Source organism: Algoriphagus terrigena DSM 22685, assembly GCF_000429445.1.
Classification (GTDB): Bacteria; Bacteroidota; Bacteroidia; order Cytophagales; family Cyclobacteriaceae; genus Algoriphagus; species Algoriphagus terrigena.
Genome location: NZ_AUBW01000015.1, coordinates 40756 through 54016, shown reverse-complemented (window position 1 = coordinate 54016; position 13261 = coordinate 40756). Strand labels below are relative to the sequence as shown.

At 48.8% G+C, this 13261-nt stretch carries 14 protein-coding genes; 2 read left to right on the top strand and 12 right to left on the bottom strand.

Annotated features, from left to right (window positions below):
* Window positions 1-32: 32 nt before the first annotated feature.
* The 9 genes from G459_RS0114505 to G459_RS0114465 all read right to left on the bottom strand — a co-directional run bounded on the left by G459_RS0114505 (window position 33) and on the right by G459_RS0114465 (window position 9939).
* A complete protein-coding gene (locus G459_RS0114505) occupies window positions 33-1310 on the bottom strand; it encodes a mechanosensitive ion channel family protein (protein ID WP_026968291.1) in 1278 nt (425 codons plus the stop codon).
* 369 nt (window positions 1311-1679) lie between these two features.
* Window positions 1680-2759 (bottom strand): dihydrodipicolinate synthase family protein, encoded by a 1080-nt coding sequence (locus G459_RS0114500; protein ID WP_026968290.1) that lies wholly within the window; start codon window positions 2757-2759, stop codon window positions 1680-1682.
* A gap of 74 nt (window positions 2760-2833) precedes the next feature.
* A complete protein-coding gene (locus G459_RS0114495) occupies window positions 2834-3910 on the bottom strand; it encodes a polysaccharide deacetylase family protein (RefSeq protein WP_026968289.1) in 1077 nt (358 codons plus the stop codon).
* A 216-nt stretch (window positions 3911-4126) separates the two neighbouring features.
* On the bottom strand, window positions 4127-5089 hold the full coding sequence (locus G459_RS0114490) for a transketolase family protein (RefSeq protein ID WP_035456045.1): 963 nt from the start codon (window positions 5087-5089) through the stop codon (window positions 4127-4129).
* Window positions 5090-5113: 24 nt separating this feature from the next.
* Complete coding sequence (locus G459_RS0114485) at window positions 5114-5965, bottom strand: transketolase (RefSeq protein WP_026968287.1); 852 nt, start codon at window positions 5963-5965, stop codon at window positions 5114-5116.
* A gap of 9 nt (window positions 5966-5974) precedes the next feature.
* Window positions 5975-6424 (bottom strand): thioredoxin-dependent thiol peroxidase, encoded by a 450-nt coding sequence (bcp, locus tag G459_RS0114480; RefSeq protein WP_026968286.1) that lies wholly within the window; start codon window positions 6422-6424, stop codon window positions 5975-5977.
* A 23-nt stretch (window positions 6425-6447) separates the two neighbouring features.
* Window positions 6448-8325, bottom strand: coding sequence for a M23 family metallopeptidase (locus G459_RS0114475; RefSeq protein ID WP_026968285.1), 1878 nt, complete (start codon window positions 8323-8325; stop codon window positions 6448-6450).
* Complete coding sequence (locus tag G459_RS0114470) at window positions 8312-8923, bottom strand: fumarylacetoacetate hydrolase family protein (RefSeq protein ID WP_026968284.1); 612 nt, start codon at window positions 8921-8923, stop codon at window positions 8312-8314. The genes G459_RS0114475 and G459_RS0114470 overlap by 14 nt, the downstream gene beginning before the upstream one ends.
* Window positions 8924-9144: 221 nt before the next feature.
* Window positions 9145-9939, bottom strand: coding sequence for an SDR family NAD(P)-dependent oxidoreductase (locus G459_RS0114465; RefSeq protein WP_026968283.1), 795 nt, complete (start codon window positions 9937-9939; stop codon window positions 9145-9147).
* 185 nt (window positions 9940-10124) lie between these two features.
* On the opposite strand from G459_RS0114465, the gene G459_RS0114460 reads away from it, so the two are divergent.
* Both G459_RS0114460 and G459_RS29455 read left to right on the top strand, forming a co-directional pair.
* Window positions 10125-10346 (top strand): addiction module protein, encoded by a 222-nt coding sequence (locus G459_RS0114460; protein ID WP_026968282.1) that lies wholly within the window; start codon window positions 10125-10127, stop codon window positions 10344-10346.
* Entirely contained in the window at window positions 10343-10645 is a 303-nt protein-coding gene (locus G459_RS29455) for a type II toxin-antitoxin system RelE/ParE family toxin (RefSeq protein ID WP_084454517.1), read from the top strand. The genes G459_RS0114460 and G459_RS29455 overlap by 4 nt, the downstream gene beginning before the upstream one ends.
* A gap of 106 nt (window positions 10646-10751) precedes the next feature.
* Here G459_RS29455 and G459_RS29895 read toward each other — a convergent pair whose 3' ends face one another.
* The 3 genes from G459_RS29895 to G459_RS0114445 are packed head-to-tail and all read right to left on the bottom strand — an operon-like array spanning window position 10752 to window position 13171.
* On the bottom strand, window positions 10752-11429 hold the full coding sequence (locus G459_RS29895; RefSeq protein WP_169725036.1) for a DUF4377 domain-containing protein: 678 nt from the start codon (window positions 11427-11429) through the stop codon (window positions 10752-10754).
* A 1-nt stretch (window position 11430) separates the two neighbouring features.
* A complete protein-coding gene (locus G459_RS0114450) occupies window positions 11431-12075 on the bottom strand; it encodes an SGNH/GDSL hydrolase family protein (RefSeq protein ID WP_051315239.1) in 645 nt (214 codons plus the stop codon).
* A 52-nt stretch (window positions 12076-12127) separates the two neighbouring features.
* Window positions 12128-13171 carry a S66 peptidase family protein gene (locus G459_RS0114445; protein WP_026968280.1) on the bottom strand — a complete coding sequence of 348 codons (1044 nt, stop codon included), beginning with the start codon at window positions 13169-13171 and terminating at the stop codon, window positions 12128-12130.
* Window positions 13172-13261: the final 90 nt, after the last annotated feature.

The following is a 13261-nucleotide window of genomic DNA, read 5'->3' as shown; positions in this document are numbered from 1 at the left end:
CCTCAAATGGATACAAACGAATGCCCAAAGATTTAATTTACAGGTATCTGGTGAATGTTTTTGGACGCCCTGACAATGTCGGCGCCGCTGGGCTGCTGGAATATTTCCAATCCGAAGTAGGAGGCTCCGGCCAATACATGGTCAAAGATGTCCGCCTGAATATCCTCATATTCCAACCATGCGGTAGTTTGGGTAAAGCAGTAGATCTCGATGGGGATGCCCCTGTCTTCGATCGTTAACTGTCTGACCAGAATTGTAAGATCTTTTCGGATTTTGGGATGAGAATGCAGATACAGCTCGAGGTATTTTCTGAAGACACCCAAATTCGTCATTCTGCGCCCGTTTATCAGTTCGGAGGTATCGATGTTATTGATCGTATTATAGGCTTCGATCTGCTCTTGCCTTTCCGAGACATAGTCGGTTATTAACGCATATTTCTTATAACGCTCGCGGGTTTCCGGATCCACAAAGTTGATCGTTTGGGAGTTGACATACACGGCTCTCTTGATTCGCCTTCCCCCGCTTTCCTGCATTCCCCTCCAGTTTTTGAAGCTGTCGGTGATGAAGTAGTAAGTCGGAATAGTGGTAATGGTCTTGTCCCAGTTTTGAACTTTCACCGTGTTTAGATTCATTGCAATCACGTCACCGTCGGCATTGAACTTGGGCATCTCGACCCAGTCACCGATTCGAACCATATCATTGGACGATATCTGTACGCTCGCCACCAGACCTAGGATCGTATCTTTAAAAATCAACAGCAAGATGGCTGTCATCGCACCAAAAGCGCTCAGGAAGTAGATCGGTGATTTGCCGAGCAGAACCGAAAGAATCAGAATCCCGCTTGCAATGTAGAGGATCAGGCGTACCAGTTGGGCGTAGCTGGTGAGTGGTTTGTCCTTGAATGCTTGGGACTTTGAAAGCCCATACTCTATCACCCTCAAAAATGAAATCACAATGCTCGTTCCGACGATAAGGATATATACGTCGGTCAGTTTGACAACGAAAGGGGAGAGACTCTCAAAATCCTGAAAAATGCTCGGAGTAAGCGCCCGGACGAAAAAGGCTGGAACGATATGGGCGAAGTTGTTGAATACCTGATGATCTGCCAGCACATCGTCCCATGTTATGGGAGATTTCCGAATCATTCGATAAATGTAGTTTACGATGATCTTTTTGGTAAGCCAAAATGTAATTCCTGCTACCAGACAAAGGCATACCAGCAGGATTGCCAGGCGGAGATAAGTCGCGACCTCTTCGGATACGCCTGAGTTGATTAAAAGATGCTCAATCCAATTTTCTATTTGATCCATGTTTCTTGGAGATTTGTACTTTTTTTCTGTTCGATTGGGGAAATCGCGTTGCGTCGACAGAAGTTGCGGTAATACATCCGGTTAGGACTTCCGCCTGGCATGCCACCTGATTTTCGGATCAGACTGCCAGAAGAAGTCTTGGAAAAAACACTTGTACCGAGATGATTTCGACCGGTTTTTCAGTAACTCGTCTGTCGACCGAGGGCGCAAGGTATAAAATCTTGCGTTAATGTATTGCCGGAATCAGAAGCAAATGCCAGTCTTTGGTATAGTAAGCCTACACCAGATCAGATACCCGGAGGTGTTTTGTTGGTTCTGCCTTGCGGCTAGAGATGATTGCGCCCTACGGGAGAAAAATAGAGTCAATTTTTAGTAACCAAGCTTTATATCCAAGCGCGCATGCCACTGCGGCAGTAGCTCGTAGATCTCGTCGAGCGCCTGTGTTTGTGCTTCGGTAAGCGGTGTATTCCTTGATCTGCAGATTGGCGCAATGGGTACGCCTCGTTTTTGCAGGAAGTATTTGGCGCTGGTCGGATAGCCCTGAGAGATGATGGCATCCGCTCGGGTAAGTTCCGACTGTAGCCAGTTGACGTCGGCTTGTTTTGCAGGATTGGTGGCATTGGCACACATCCAGGAGAAGAGCTCGGGATATAGATTTCCGGCGATGCAGGACATGCCCTGAGCCCCCAGTTGCAACGACTCCATGGTATTGGGCGTATGTGCATCATAGAATTCCAGAGGACTGCCCTTCGCTATTTCCAGTTTTGCTTTGATCTTATCCAGGTCAAGACTCGTGTCTTTGTGATAGATGAAGCGCTTGGAGGAGATCATGAAGCGCATGACCTCAGGGGAAACGATTCTCTTGTAGGGAGTGGGACATTCGTAGGTGCCTAGCGGAATATCTCCGGTTAGGCTCAGAAACTCTTGAAGATTGCTGATCAGTACGTTGTCATCCTCGTCTTTGGCCGCGAAATGACTGGTGATCAGGATCACGGCATCGACTCCCGTGTCATACATCTTCTTGGTAAACTCCGCCCGTTCTTCGATAGTTTCCCCAAAAGATCCAGTCGCTACGACTGGCATTTTGCCTTTCACCTGCTTTACGACATGTGATGCCAAAGCCAGACGCTCTTCACTGTCGAGGTGATACATTTCGCTGCTCAGGCAATTCGCAAAAAAGCCTTTCGCTCCACAGGCCAGGTAAAAATCCGTGAGTTTGGACAAGGCCTCAAAATCGATCTTCAAATCAGAGTCAAACGGGGTGAGCATGACCGGTACGAATTTCTGTTCGGCGTTTTTCATAAGTTTGGTGTTTGCGGTATTTTCTTTTGTGAGTCGAGTAGCTGCAAAAAGACTTTCATCCAAGCCGAGCAAAGCAGTCAGAGACAGGCTGCTAAGGGTTACTTTTCCCAAAAAATTTCTACGTGAATTGTAGTCAGATTTATTCATAAGATGTGGTATTCCTGAGCAGTATGCCGGACTTTTAGTGGCGCCAGAATTGGGAGGTTGTTCTTTTTTTGATTTTAGTTATCGATTTTCTGCCGTCTCTCCATCACCTCTCTCCAAGTCGTGAGGATGATGCCGTTTTTCTCGATAAAGGATTTCAGATCTGGGGACACCATCGCGTCGAGGTCAGCCTGACGGGATCTACCCGAGCCGGAGATGTTGTCGAAATTGTCGTTGTGCGTGGTGCTGTGTACAATGATCATCGCCAGGCCGGGCTGCATCTTGTCAAGGATACGCTTAAACTGCTCGACCTTATACTGCGCATGTTCTGCTGGGGTATATTCCGCTTTTTCTGGTTTCCAGTCACCACTGTTGGAGTGCAGATCATCTAGGACCGGCAGTCCCAGGGCCCAAATTTGTTGACCGATTTCGGTGGTTTGTTTGAGCAATGCTGGCTTGGGCAGCGCCATTCCCTCGGTGTATTTTCCGTCTGCCTTGAGCTTTTTGACAATCGGGGCCAGCTGACTTTCCTCCAAAAGGACGTTATTGCCGCCGGGGAACATCACCGGGATCTTGTACTCAGCCCCCAATTGGATGTATTTCTTCAGAAACTCAGGATGGGCGAACACTGTCCCCATATGAGAGTCCAAATGTGTAGGTTGGATACCCATGCTGAGTGCGCGATCGATTTGCGCTTTGAGCTCGATGTATACTTCTTCCGGAGTCGCATTTTCTACTACTTGAGCTACTGTATGCCAAAATGAACCCTCAGGGTCATGAAGTCCGGGAACCAGACTTTTGCCCGCCAACGGTTCCCATCGGTAGCCTTTCCACTCCGAGGTCAGGACCAAATGCAAACCCGCGTCAATCGGAGCCGAGTCTTTCGTTTCCCTCATGAAAGTTCCCGCCCAGGGACAGGGCATCATCACGCTGCAGGAGGTAGCAACACCTCCGGCGAGAGACTGAAAAGTGCCTTTGTTTGACTCCAGGGACATTCCGGCATCGTCGACGTGGAAGATGACGACTTTTTTGTCCTTTGGCCAGCCGAGTTTTTCGGCATAAGTCTGAGCCTGGAGCGATGAGATACTAAAGGTCAAAGCCAGCGCCGTGAGTAAGTGGCGGGTCGCGAAAATCGCTTGAAGATTGGTTTTCATGGGTCAAGTCTAAATCGGTTCTATCTACCTTGACTACTGAGGAATTAGGGAAAAGGGCTAGCGAAAAAGGGTTCTAATTTCTGACTCTTCACTGTGGACTTGAGACAAAGATGATTTGTCCTAATAAAGCGCGGAGAATTGGGACGAGTCCGGCCACCTCAAACAAAAAACCACAGCCTTTCGAGGCTGTGGTTTTTCCATAAAAGTCAGTAGCGTTTACTTTCTCGCCAAAGCCGCTTTCGCGGCCTTCACGATATTTTCGGCGTTCAGGCCGTATTTTTCAAGCAGTTGAGTCGGAGTACCGGACTCGCCAAAGCTGTCGTTGACACCCACGTACTCCAAAGGAGCGGGATTGTGTCGGCTGAGAACCTGAGCGATGCTGTCGCCCAAGCCACCGTTGATCTGATGTTCTTCGGCAGATACTGCACAGCCGGTCTTTTTCACTGACTCCAAGATCGCTTCTTCGTCGAGTGGCTTGATCGTGTGGATGTTGATCACTTCGGCAGAGATGCCTTCCGCGCGGAGCATCGCCTCAGCGACCACGGCTTCCCAGACCAAATGACCGGTCGCAAAGATCGAAACGTCAGCTCCGTCGATCATTTTCCATGCTTTTCCAATCTCAAACTTCTGATCTTTTGGAGTAAAGATCGGCCAGCTTGGGCGGCCAAATCTCAGGTACACAGGGCCTTCGTACTCCGCAATCGCCAAAGTCGCTGCTTTGGTCTGATTGTAGTCACAAGGGTTGATTACGGTCATGTGCGGAAGCATCTTCATCATGCCGAGGTCTTCGAGGATCTGGTGAGTAGCACCGTCTTCTCCCAGGGTCAAGCCTGCGTGTGAAGCACAGATTTTGACGTTTTTGTTGGAGTAGGCTACGGATTGGCGGATTTGATCATACACTCTGCCTGTGGCAAAGTTGGCAAAAGTGCCGGCGAAAGGAATCTTGCCGCCCAGTGCCAAACCAGCCGAGAGGCCAATCATATTGGCTTCCGCAATGCCCGTTTGAAAGAAACGCTCGGGGAATTCCTTTTGGAAGTCACCCATCTTCAGCGAGCCGATCAAGTCAGCGCAGAGTCCGACGACGTTTGGATTTTTTCTCCCTGCTTCCAGGAAACCGTCACCGAAACCGGAGCGGGTGTCTTTCTTTTCTGTATAGGTAAATTTTAAGTCTAAGCTCATGATAAAGTCTTTTGGAAGGAGGAATTAATAGTCGCCGAGGGTTTCTTCAAGCTGTCCCAAAGCATTGGCCAGCTGCTCGTCGTTGGGAGGGGAACCGTGCCATTTGTGGGTTCCCACCATGAAATCGACTCCATAGCCCATTTGAGTATAAAGGAGATTCATCACGGGCTTGCCTTTTCCCGCCAGGGATTTGGCTGTTTCCAAGCCTTCCAAGACGGATTTCATGTCGTTTCCTTCTTTGATTTCATTGACTTCCCAGCCAAAAGCTTCCCATTTTGCACGGAGGTTCTTGAGATCCAGAATCTTGGAGACAGGGCCGTCGATCTGCTGACCATTGTAGTCGATCGTTGCAATGATGTTGTCCATTTTATGGTGTGCTGCATACATCGCTGCTTCCCAGACCTGGCCTTCTTGCAGTTCGCCGTCACCCATCATGACATACACCAGATGCTCGTCTTTGTCGATCTTTTTGGCCTCCGCGACGCCGATGGCCACAGAAAGCCCTTGGCCCAAAGAGCCGGATGCGACCCGAATACCCGGAAGATGCTCGTGGGTGGCGGGGTGACCCTGAAGTCTTGAGTTCAATTTTCTGAATGTGACCAGCTCTTCCACAGGGAAATATCCGCTGCGCGCAAGCACAGAATACCAGCCTGCAGAAAGGTGACCGTTGGAAAGGAAGAAAAGGTCTTCACCTTTGCCATCCATCTTGAAGTCAGGGTTGTGGTGAAGCTGATCAAAGTAAAGTGCAACAAAGAACTCAGCACAGCCGAGGGGTGCGCCGGGGTGACCCGATTGCACCGCATGCACCATGCGCAACACGTCTCTTCTGAGCTGGGTCGCGACTTTTTGGAGTTGTTCGATTGATTGTTTTTCCATTAGGTCGGTTTATTTTAGGATTTGAGCAGAATGATTTTTAGAGTCCACCTTGTCGATGATTTCCGTGATTTTGCCAGATTCATCTATGACAAAGGTGGTGCGGATCGTGCCGATGTAGGTCTTTCCGAAGGTGGTTTTTTCACCCCATACCCCATAAGCCTTTTGTACTTTTTGCTCCGGATCGGAGATGAGTGAAAAAGGCAGCGCCTGTTTTTTGATGAAATTCCGGTGCGATTTTTCGGAGTCGGAGCTGATACCCAAGACTACATAGCCGGCTTTGAGCAAGGCCTCGTGATTATCTCGGAGGTTGCATGACTGCGTAGTGCAGGTCGGTGTGTTGTCTTTGGGATAAAAGTACAAAACCACCTTTTTTCCCCGATAGGATGAAAGCTTGATCAGTTCGTCTTTCTCGTTGGTAGCTTCAAAATCGGGAGCCATTTGGCCTACTTCTAATGCCATATTTTTCTTTAGTTTAAAATATCTTAGGAAATCGTGCCTTTCCATTCGGCCACATTTCCTGCCATGTCCGTGACCCGTAGGACGGCGGATCCACGAAGGACTTCCCCGTTTAGCGTTTCGGACCAAATCACGGCTTGTTTGTGCTCGTAGCGCATCAAGACCCACTTGCCATTCACAAAGGCTTCAAAGCTTTTGATGCCGGAGAGATTGTCCTTGATGGTGAATCTCATCCCTTGGCTGTTGGCGCGGATCAGGTTGATGGTTGGTTTCACGTTGTCCACAGCGAGGACAAAACTACCAAAATTTCTGGTTTTGAACCGGATTTGTCCGCCTTCCCACTCGCCTCCGGCGAAAGATCTGGCACCATTTGGAGCGCGGAGATAAACGTGAGTTTTACCTTTATCGCCGGTGTATCCGCTGACATTCCAGGTGACTTCGATGGGATTCCAGAGATACTCCGTCGTCTCCTGAAGCCGGAGAACCGGAGCAGAATCTGGTCCTGAATGACCCACCCGCAGGTAGAGATCTTCCAAAAGGCTGTTTTCAGCAGTTCTCACAGTCAATCTGTCGGTGGCGTGCAGATGCTCTTTTCCTACTGGAAAATGACCAAAAAGCTCCGGTTCCAAAATCTCTGAACAAAGGTCAATTTTGACTGGGACACCAAATCTCAGGTCCCAGAGGTAGGTTCTGCTTTGGGCGTCTTGGTATGCGGGAAGGACCTCGTACACCATATTTCCGATGAAAAACTTCGCCAAGCCACCCTTCTCAGTTTGCGCCACGCGGATTCTCATGTGATGGGAGAGATATTCAGTTTGTGCCTTTGCGGGGGCAGCCCCGTTGGAGACGGTCGAGTCCAGATCCTCGCCTGTCAAGGCCAAGTTTACCGATCGTGAATTGTTGTACGCGTCGGAAAGTTTGATTTGGAGGTTTTTCTTTGCTCCCGCTTCGACTTCAAACGCGCCCGTCCCCGGAGTATTTGGAGTGAAATAATCAAATTTCAGATTTGGCTGGAGATAGAGTTTGGTAAAGCGGTTTCGGTAAGTGTGCAGCAGGAAGTGTCGGGTGAAGTTGAAGTCCACTTTGTCAATCAAGAGCGTGTACAACGGCCCACTTTCGTCAGAAACCTCAAATTTCGGATATCCGTTTTGGTTGTCGGCTCCGTCGAGCTTGTCATAGCTTTGGATCTCCAGACCGACTTTTCCCGTGACCCGAATCGTCTCGGGAATTCGATAACTTGCTCCACTGAGGACTGGGGTGATCTCCAAACGCTGGAATTTTCCGTTGACGCGACTGTCGATTTCCAGCGGGACGATGGCGATTTTTTGCGGAGTGGGAGGGATGTTGTCCAAGACCTCAGTGAATCCAGCGAGCAGCGGATCCATTGCCCGATCCAGGCTGTCGCGTATTTCGAAGTGGAGATGCGGGCCGCCTGAGCCACCTGTATTGCCTCCATTTGCGATCAATTCGCCTTTTTTCACCGAGAGTTCTCCGGGATTGGGAGTGACTTCCAGTTCGTTTACCTGAGCTTCGTAGAGCTTTTGGCGCATCCAGGCCTGGAGCTTGGGATTGAAATTCCTGAGGTGTCCGTAGAGCGTGATGTTTCCGCTGGGATGCTTGAGGTAGATCACATTTCCATAGCCAAAGGACGAAATCTTGATCCGATGCACCCAGCCATCAGCTGCTGCATAGATCGGTTCGCCCTCGACTCCGCCGGTTTTGTAGTCCAAGCCGGTATGAAAGTGATTGGGGCGAAGCTCGGAGAAGTTGCCGGAAAGGAAGTTTCTTCCTCCAGGCTTCACTGGAGACCGGAAATACCCTTTTTGGATTTCCTGTGAAAAACTTCCGATTGACGTACTGAAACCCAGGACTAGAACCAGAGGAAAAAGCCTACCTAACTTCAAAATCCAGCATTTTTTCGGTACCAATATATCCAACGAGACGATCTCCAATCTTCACCGGGCCGACCCCAGCCGGAGTCCCGGTGTAGATCAGGTCTCCTTTTTTCAGCGTGAAAAACTGGGAAACGTAGGAGATGATCGTGGCAAAGTCAAAGAGCATCAGACTGGTGTTTCCTTTTTGCTTTAGCTCGCCGTTGAGTTCGAGATGGAAGTCGATATTCTTCAGATCCGCAAAATCAGACACAGGCTTGAAGTCGCCGATCGGAGCCGAGCCGTTAAACGCCTTGGCAATTTCCCAAGGTAACCCTTTGGCTTTGCATTGATCCTGGAGATCGCGGGCCGTGAAATCGATGCCGAGGCCGATCTCTTCGAAATAACGATGAGCAAACTGCGGCTGGATGTACTTTCCTTCCTTGGAGATCTTCAAGACGAGCTCAAGTTCGTGATGGATGTTTTCTGAGAAATCCGGATAAAAGAAGGGAGAGCCGCTTTTGAGAAGTGCCGTGTCCGGCTTTAGAAATACGACCGGTTTGCCGGGTTTTTCGTTCTTGAGTTCCTCGATATGAGCCGCGTAATTCCGGCCGATGCAGATGATTTTCATAGTTGGATGCTGAATTCAGAAAGCTGTTGCAGATGCAAATACTGCTCTCAACTTTCGCCCGTGAAATTAATCGTATTTGCCGCATGGAAGTAACATTGGAGGAAAAAATGAGGCTCTCCTATTGAAATTCCAAATCTCTTTCAATAGGAGAGCTTCCGCGCTTTAAAGCAAAAAAGAGGCTGACCCGACGGACCAACCTCGAAAATTGCATGAAAAGGTCCTTAAATTATCGATTTGACCAATCCACCTTCCACTCGAATCGCAGCGCCGTTGGTAGCCGAGGCGAGTGGACTTGAATAATAGACGACTGTGTCGGCTACCTCTTCGACCGATGCAAAACGCTGAATCAGGGATGTGGGCCGCATGTCTTTGAAAAACTCGCGCTCCACATCTTCGGTAGATTTGTTGCCGGAAGTCGCCAAGTCTTCGATGAATTGGCCGACTCCCTTGGACTTGGTTGGGCCGGGAAGTATGGAATTCACAGTGACGGCGGTTCCTTTGGTGAGTTCGGCCATGCCGCGGCTCACCGCAAGCTGGGCGGTCTTGGTCATGCCGTACTGGATCATTTCCTCAGGGATAAAGATGCCCGACTCGCTGGAGATGAAGATTACCCGACCCCAGTTTTTGTCCAGCATCTTCGGGAAATAGTGCCGGGAAAGCCTAATTCCGCTGAGCACGTTGATCTCAAAAAACCGAAACCAATCTTCGTCGGGAATTTCAGCGAACGCTTTGGGTTCAAATATCCCTGTATTGTTGATCAAGATGTCGACCTCTGGCACTTCGGAAAGCAGCCTGTTGACATCCTCGACTTTGGCAAGGTCTGCCGCTACGCCGGATACGTCACAGTTTGGGTGGCTTGCTTTCAACTCGGCAATCGCATGATTGACGCTTTCCCGGGTTCGGCCGTTGATGATGACGCTGGCTCCTTCGGCCAAAAATCGGGAAGCAATCGCATATCCGATTCCGGCTGTAGAACCGGAGATGAAGGCTTTTTTGCCTGTTAGTTTTAAATCCATGTGGGTTGTAGAGTTTGGTTTGAAAGAATTTTCCCATAAAAAGTCGGGAGATTTTAAAACCGAGGATGAGAAGTAAAAATTCCAATCAGCTCTAAACCTTCGTTTTTGACGATCAGCAAGGAATAGATAGGCCGATCAATTATTTCGATAAATCGTTAGATTTAAGATGTCAAAACAATAGATGCATGGACTTACAAGCAATCAAACTAGATCTAATTCATTGGCTTACGGAACTTCAGGACCGACGGATATTGGAGCAACTGCATACATTCAAGCAGCAGCAAAAGGAAGATTTAAGCGAGTCCCACAAAGCGTTGTTGGATGAGCGAATTGCGTCCTACGAAAAAGATCCCAGTAAAATGCTGGACTGGGAAGATGTAGTAAATGAGTTGGAAAAAGGCCTGTGAACTACCAGATAAGACTTCTGGACGAGGCTCGCCTTGATATTAAAGACATCATCATTTGGTATAATAATGTAGAGTCAGGGTTGGGTAGACGGTTTTATGGATCGTTGAAATCAAGTTTAGACTATATACGAAAATATCCATTTAACAGCCAGATTGTTTATCGGGATATCAGGAATATGTTGCTAAAAAAATTCCCCTATCAGGTACATTACAGGGTGATTGAACAGGACAAATTAATCATTGTTTTTGCGATTACGCATACTAGTAGGAACCCTAGAGTCTGGTTGAGCGGTAGATGATGGCAGTTTTTTTCAAAGCCGAGGGTTGGAAATAAAATTCCCTGCCAGTTCCATTTTAGGATTGATAGGGAATCCACTGCGACTGAACCCTTACAATGCCTACTGATCAATCCACCGCTCTGAGACTCATCAAAACCTGTCCCGATTCATCTCTTAGATACAGGACGTTATTCTCGATTTCGAATTTGCGGATCAGTTCCAAGACTTTTTTGACTTCCATTTCCACTGTCATATCAGCGCAGGCCATCATTGTGGCAACTCCCTGCCCAAATCGGATCTCGTTTTTACCTTCGACAGAGAACGCACCCCGGATGGAATTACAGCCAGTTTCGCCAAAATAAGATCCCTGGGAACCGTTGAGCTCAAAGGTCAAAGCTTCGCCCTTTTGGGATTTTGGGTCTTGGATTGTTCCCCCGTGAAGTACTTTCCAGATGTTGGTCAAGGCCAGTCGGGGATCCTGGGTTTTGCCGATCACTTCGATCAGTTCGTAAGTAAGGGAAGAAGCGTCGGCTGGTACAGGATCGGTCTTTTTGGAAACCCCGACCTCCAGCTCATAGATAAATCCCGGTTCGTACTCGAAACCTGCTATCTGGTCGTAAAACAGCTCCCATTCACCGTCTTTGATTTCTTCTCCTCTTTGAATCTGGAAGCAACTCATCGGTCCGACTCCGGTACAATCAACCTTTGCGGAATTGATCCACCAGGTTTCTTTTTGCGCTTGATTCTCACTCTGGCAACCCAACATGGCTAGGAAAAGGGTGAAAATGGAGACAAATAATTTCATATCAGAACTGGATTTGGTTGGCGATCTTGAAGATCTTCTCCGTCCATCGTGCATACACCAATCCCGAAGGATGGAGTTGGTCTTCAACGACCATCTCTGGTTTCGCACCGATCTGGCGGTAGTCTTCAGTGATCTCTACGAATTCAACTCCGTATTCGCTACAAATGACGGCTTCAGCAATGTTGTAGGCATCGATTTCCCCTGCAACTTTTTCCTGATCTGAACCCCGGTCTTTCGCGAAAGGAGTCACGCCCCAGTCCGGAATGGAGATCACGATGACGTGATCATTTTTTCCACGGGCAAAAGCAATCGCCCGCTTCAGCATCGCTTCAAACTCCTTCTCAAACTCCGCCACTGGTCTGCCGCGATACTGATTGTTGACCCCGATCAGGAGTGTCACCAAGTCATATCCCTCGGAATTCGTTTGGCTGGCATTGATTCCGACTTCCAGCTCGTCCACCGTCCAGCCCGTCTTGGCAATGATCTGGGGAGCTTCGAAGGTGAATTTTCCGCTTTTATTGAGCTTCTCGACCAATTGATTGGGGTAGCGTTCTTGTTCATCGACTCCTTCGCCAATGGTGTAGCTGTCGCCCAGGGCTAGATAGGTCAGTTTTTTCTCTTTCGCAGAAAATTCAGAATCAGTCATCGATAGGAGGATTGCTGTGAGTGTAAGAAGCAGAAATAGACATTTCATAAAGCTAGACCTGAAATAATTTCTGAGTCACCGTGATGCGGCCCGCATCTGCATCCATCTCGACTTCCGCTCCGACCGGGATGATAAACTGTCGACTCACGTGGCCGATCATCGCGCCGGTATAAGCGGGGATTTTCAGCGGCAAGATGTAGTGATCCATAATCTGGTCAACCGTGAACGCCCCATACCCTCCGCCTGGGGTACATTCGGTGCATTGGCCGAAGATGAAGCCCTTGATCCTAGCCAAAGTGCCGTTGAGCTTCAGCGTACTCATCATGCGATCCACTTTGTAAGGGTCCTCTCCCGTATCTTCGATGAATAAAATAGATTCCTGAAAATCAGGGTAGTATTGAGTTCCAGATAAAGCAGTCAGCACGGTCAGATTCCCGCCCAAAATCTTCCCCTTCGCCTTTCCGCCGGTCAGCGTTTGTATCCTATTTCCCTTGGCGACGAGGTCATCGCCTTTGCCTACTTCATTCTTAAACACGATCGGGTCTGAGCCAAAAAAGACTTTTTCAAACTGCTTTACATTAAAGCTATTCCAACTGCCGGAGCCATTTGGACCATGAAAAGTAATCAGGCCCGTTTGACTTTGGATGGCGGAATGCAGTGCCGTGATATCGGAATAGCCCTGAAGTGGTTTTGGGTTATTTTTGATCAGTTCGTAGTCGAGTAGAGGGAGGATCCTGGCAGCGCCGGAGCCTCCGCGGATGCACACGATCATCTTCACGGCCGGATCGCCAAACATGGCATTCAAGTCCCCAGCGCGCTCCTCGTCCGTTCCGGCCAGGTGCCCGGAGCGGTTTCTTAAGTTTTCGCCGAGTTTGACCTTAAATCCCAGCGCTTCCATGGCTTCTTTCGCGTAGGTGAATTCCATTCGGTCCGCTGTGGCCGCCGAAGGAGCGATGATGCCAACGGTATCTCCTTTTTTGATGGCTTTGGGAAGAATGACTTCAGCGCCTGGATTATGTGACGGAGAATCAAAGGAAAGAAACGGTGCGGTTCCGGCCAGTAAACCTAAGGATTTGAGAAAGTGTCGTTTATCCATGTGGTGTCTCAGATTGAGGTTTGAAGTTAGGGTTTTGGGAGATAAAGCTTGTCAAAACTGCTTGTGCTTTCTCAAAAGCTATTCCATCCT

Coding starts and splice junctions, on each gene's coding strand:
- G459_RS0114505 (WP_026968291.1), bottom strand. CDS start 1,310: ATGGATCAAATAGAAAATTGGATTGAGCATCTTTTAATCAACTCAGGC.
- G459_RS0114500 (WP_026968290.1), bottom strand. CDS start 2,759: ATGAATAAATCTGACTACAATTCACGTAGAAATTTTTTGGGAAAAGTA.
- G459_RS0114495 (WP_026968289.1), bottom strand. CDS start 3,910: ATGAAAACCAATCTTCAAGCGATTTTCGCGACCCGCCACTTACTCACG.
- G459_RS0114490 (WP_035456045.1), bottom strand. CDS start 5,089: ATGAGCTTAGACTTAAAATTTACCTATACAGAAAAGAAAGACACCCGC.
- G459_RS0114485 (WP_026968287.1), bottom strand. CDS start 5,965: ATGGAAAAACAATCAATCGAACAACTCCAAAAAGTCGCGACCCAGCTC.
- bcp (WP_026968286.1), bottom strand. CDS start 6,424: ATGGCATTAGAAGTAGGCCAAATGGCTCCCGATTTTGAAGCTACCAAC.
- G459_RS0114470 (WP_026968284.1), bottom strand. CDS start 8,923: ATGAAAATCATCTGCATCGGCCGGAATTACGCGGCTCATATCGAGGAA.
- G459_RS0114465 (WP_026968283.1), bottom strand. CDS start 9,939: ATGGATTTAAAACTAACAGGCAAAAAAGCCTTCATCTCCGGTTCTACA.
- G459_RS0114460 (WP_026968282.1), top strand. CDS start 10,125: ATGGACTTACAAGCAATCAAACTAGATCTAATTCATTGGCTTACGGAA.
- G459_RS29895 (WP_169725036.1), bottom strand. CDS start 11,429: ATGAAATTATTTGTCTCCATTTTCACCCTTTTCCTAGCCATGTTGGGT.
- G459_RS0114450 (WP_051315239.1), bottom strand. CDS start 12,075: ATGACTGATTCTGAATTTTCTGCGAAAGAGAAAAAACTGACCTATCTA.
- G459_RS0114445 (WP_026968280.1), bottom strand. CDS start 13,171: ATGGATAAACGACACTTTCTCAAATCCTTAGGTTTACTGGCCGGAACC.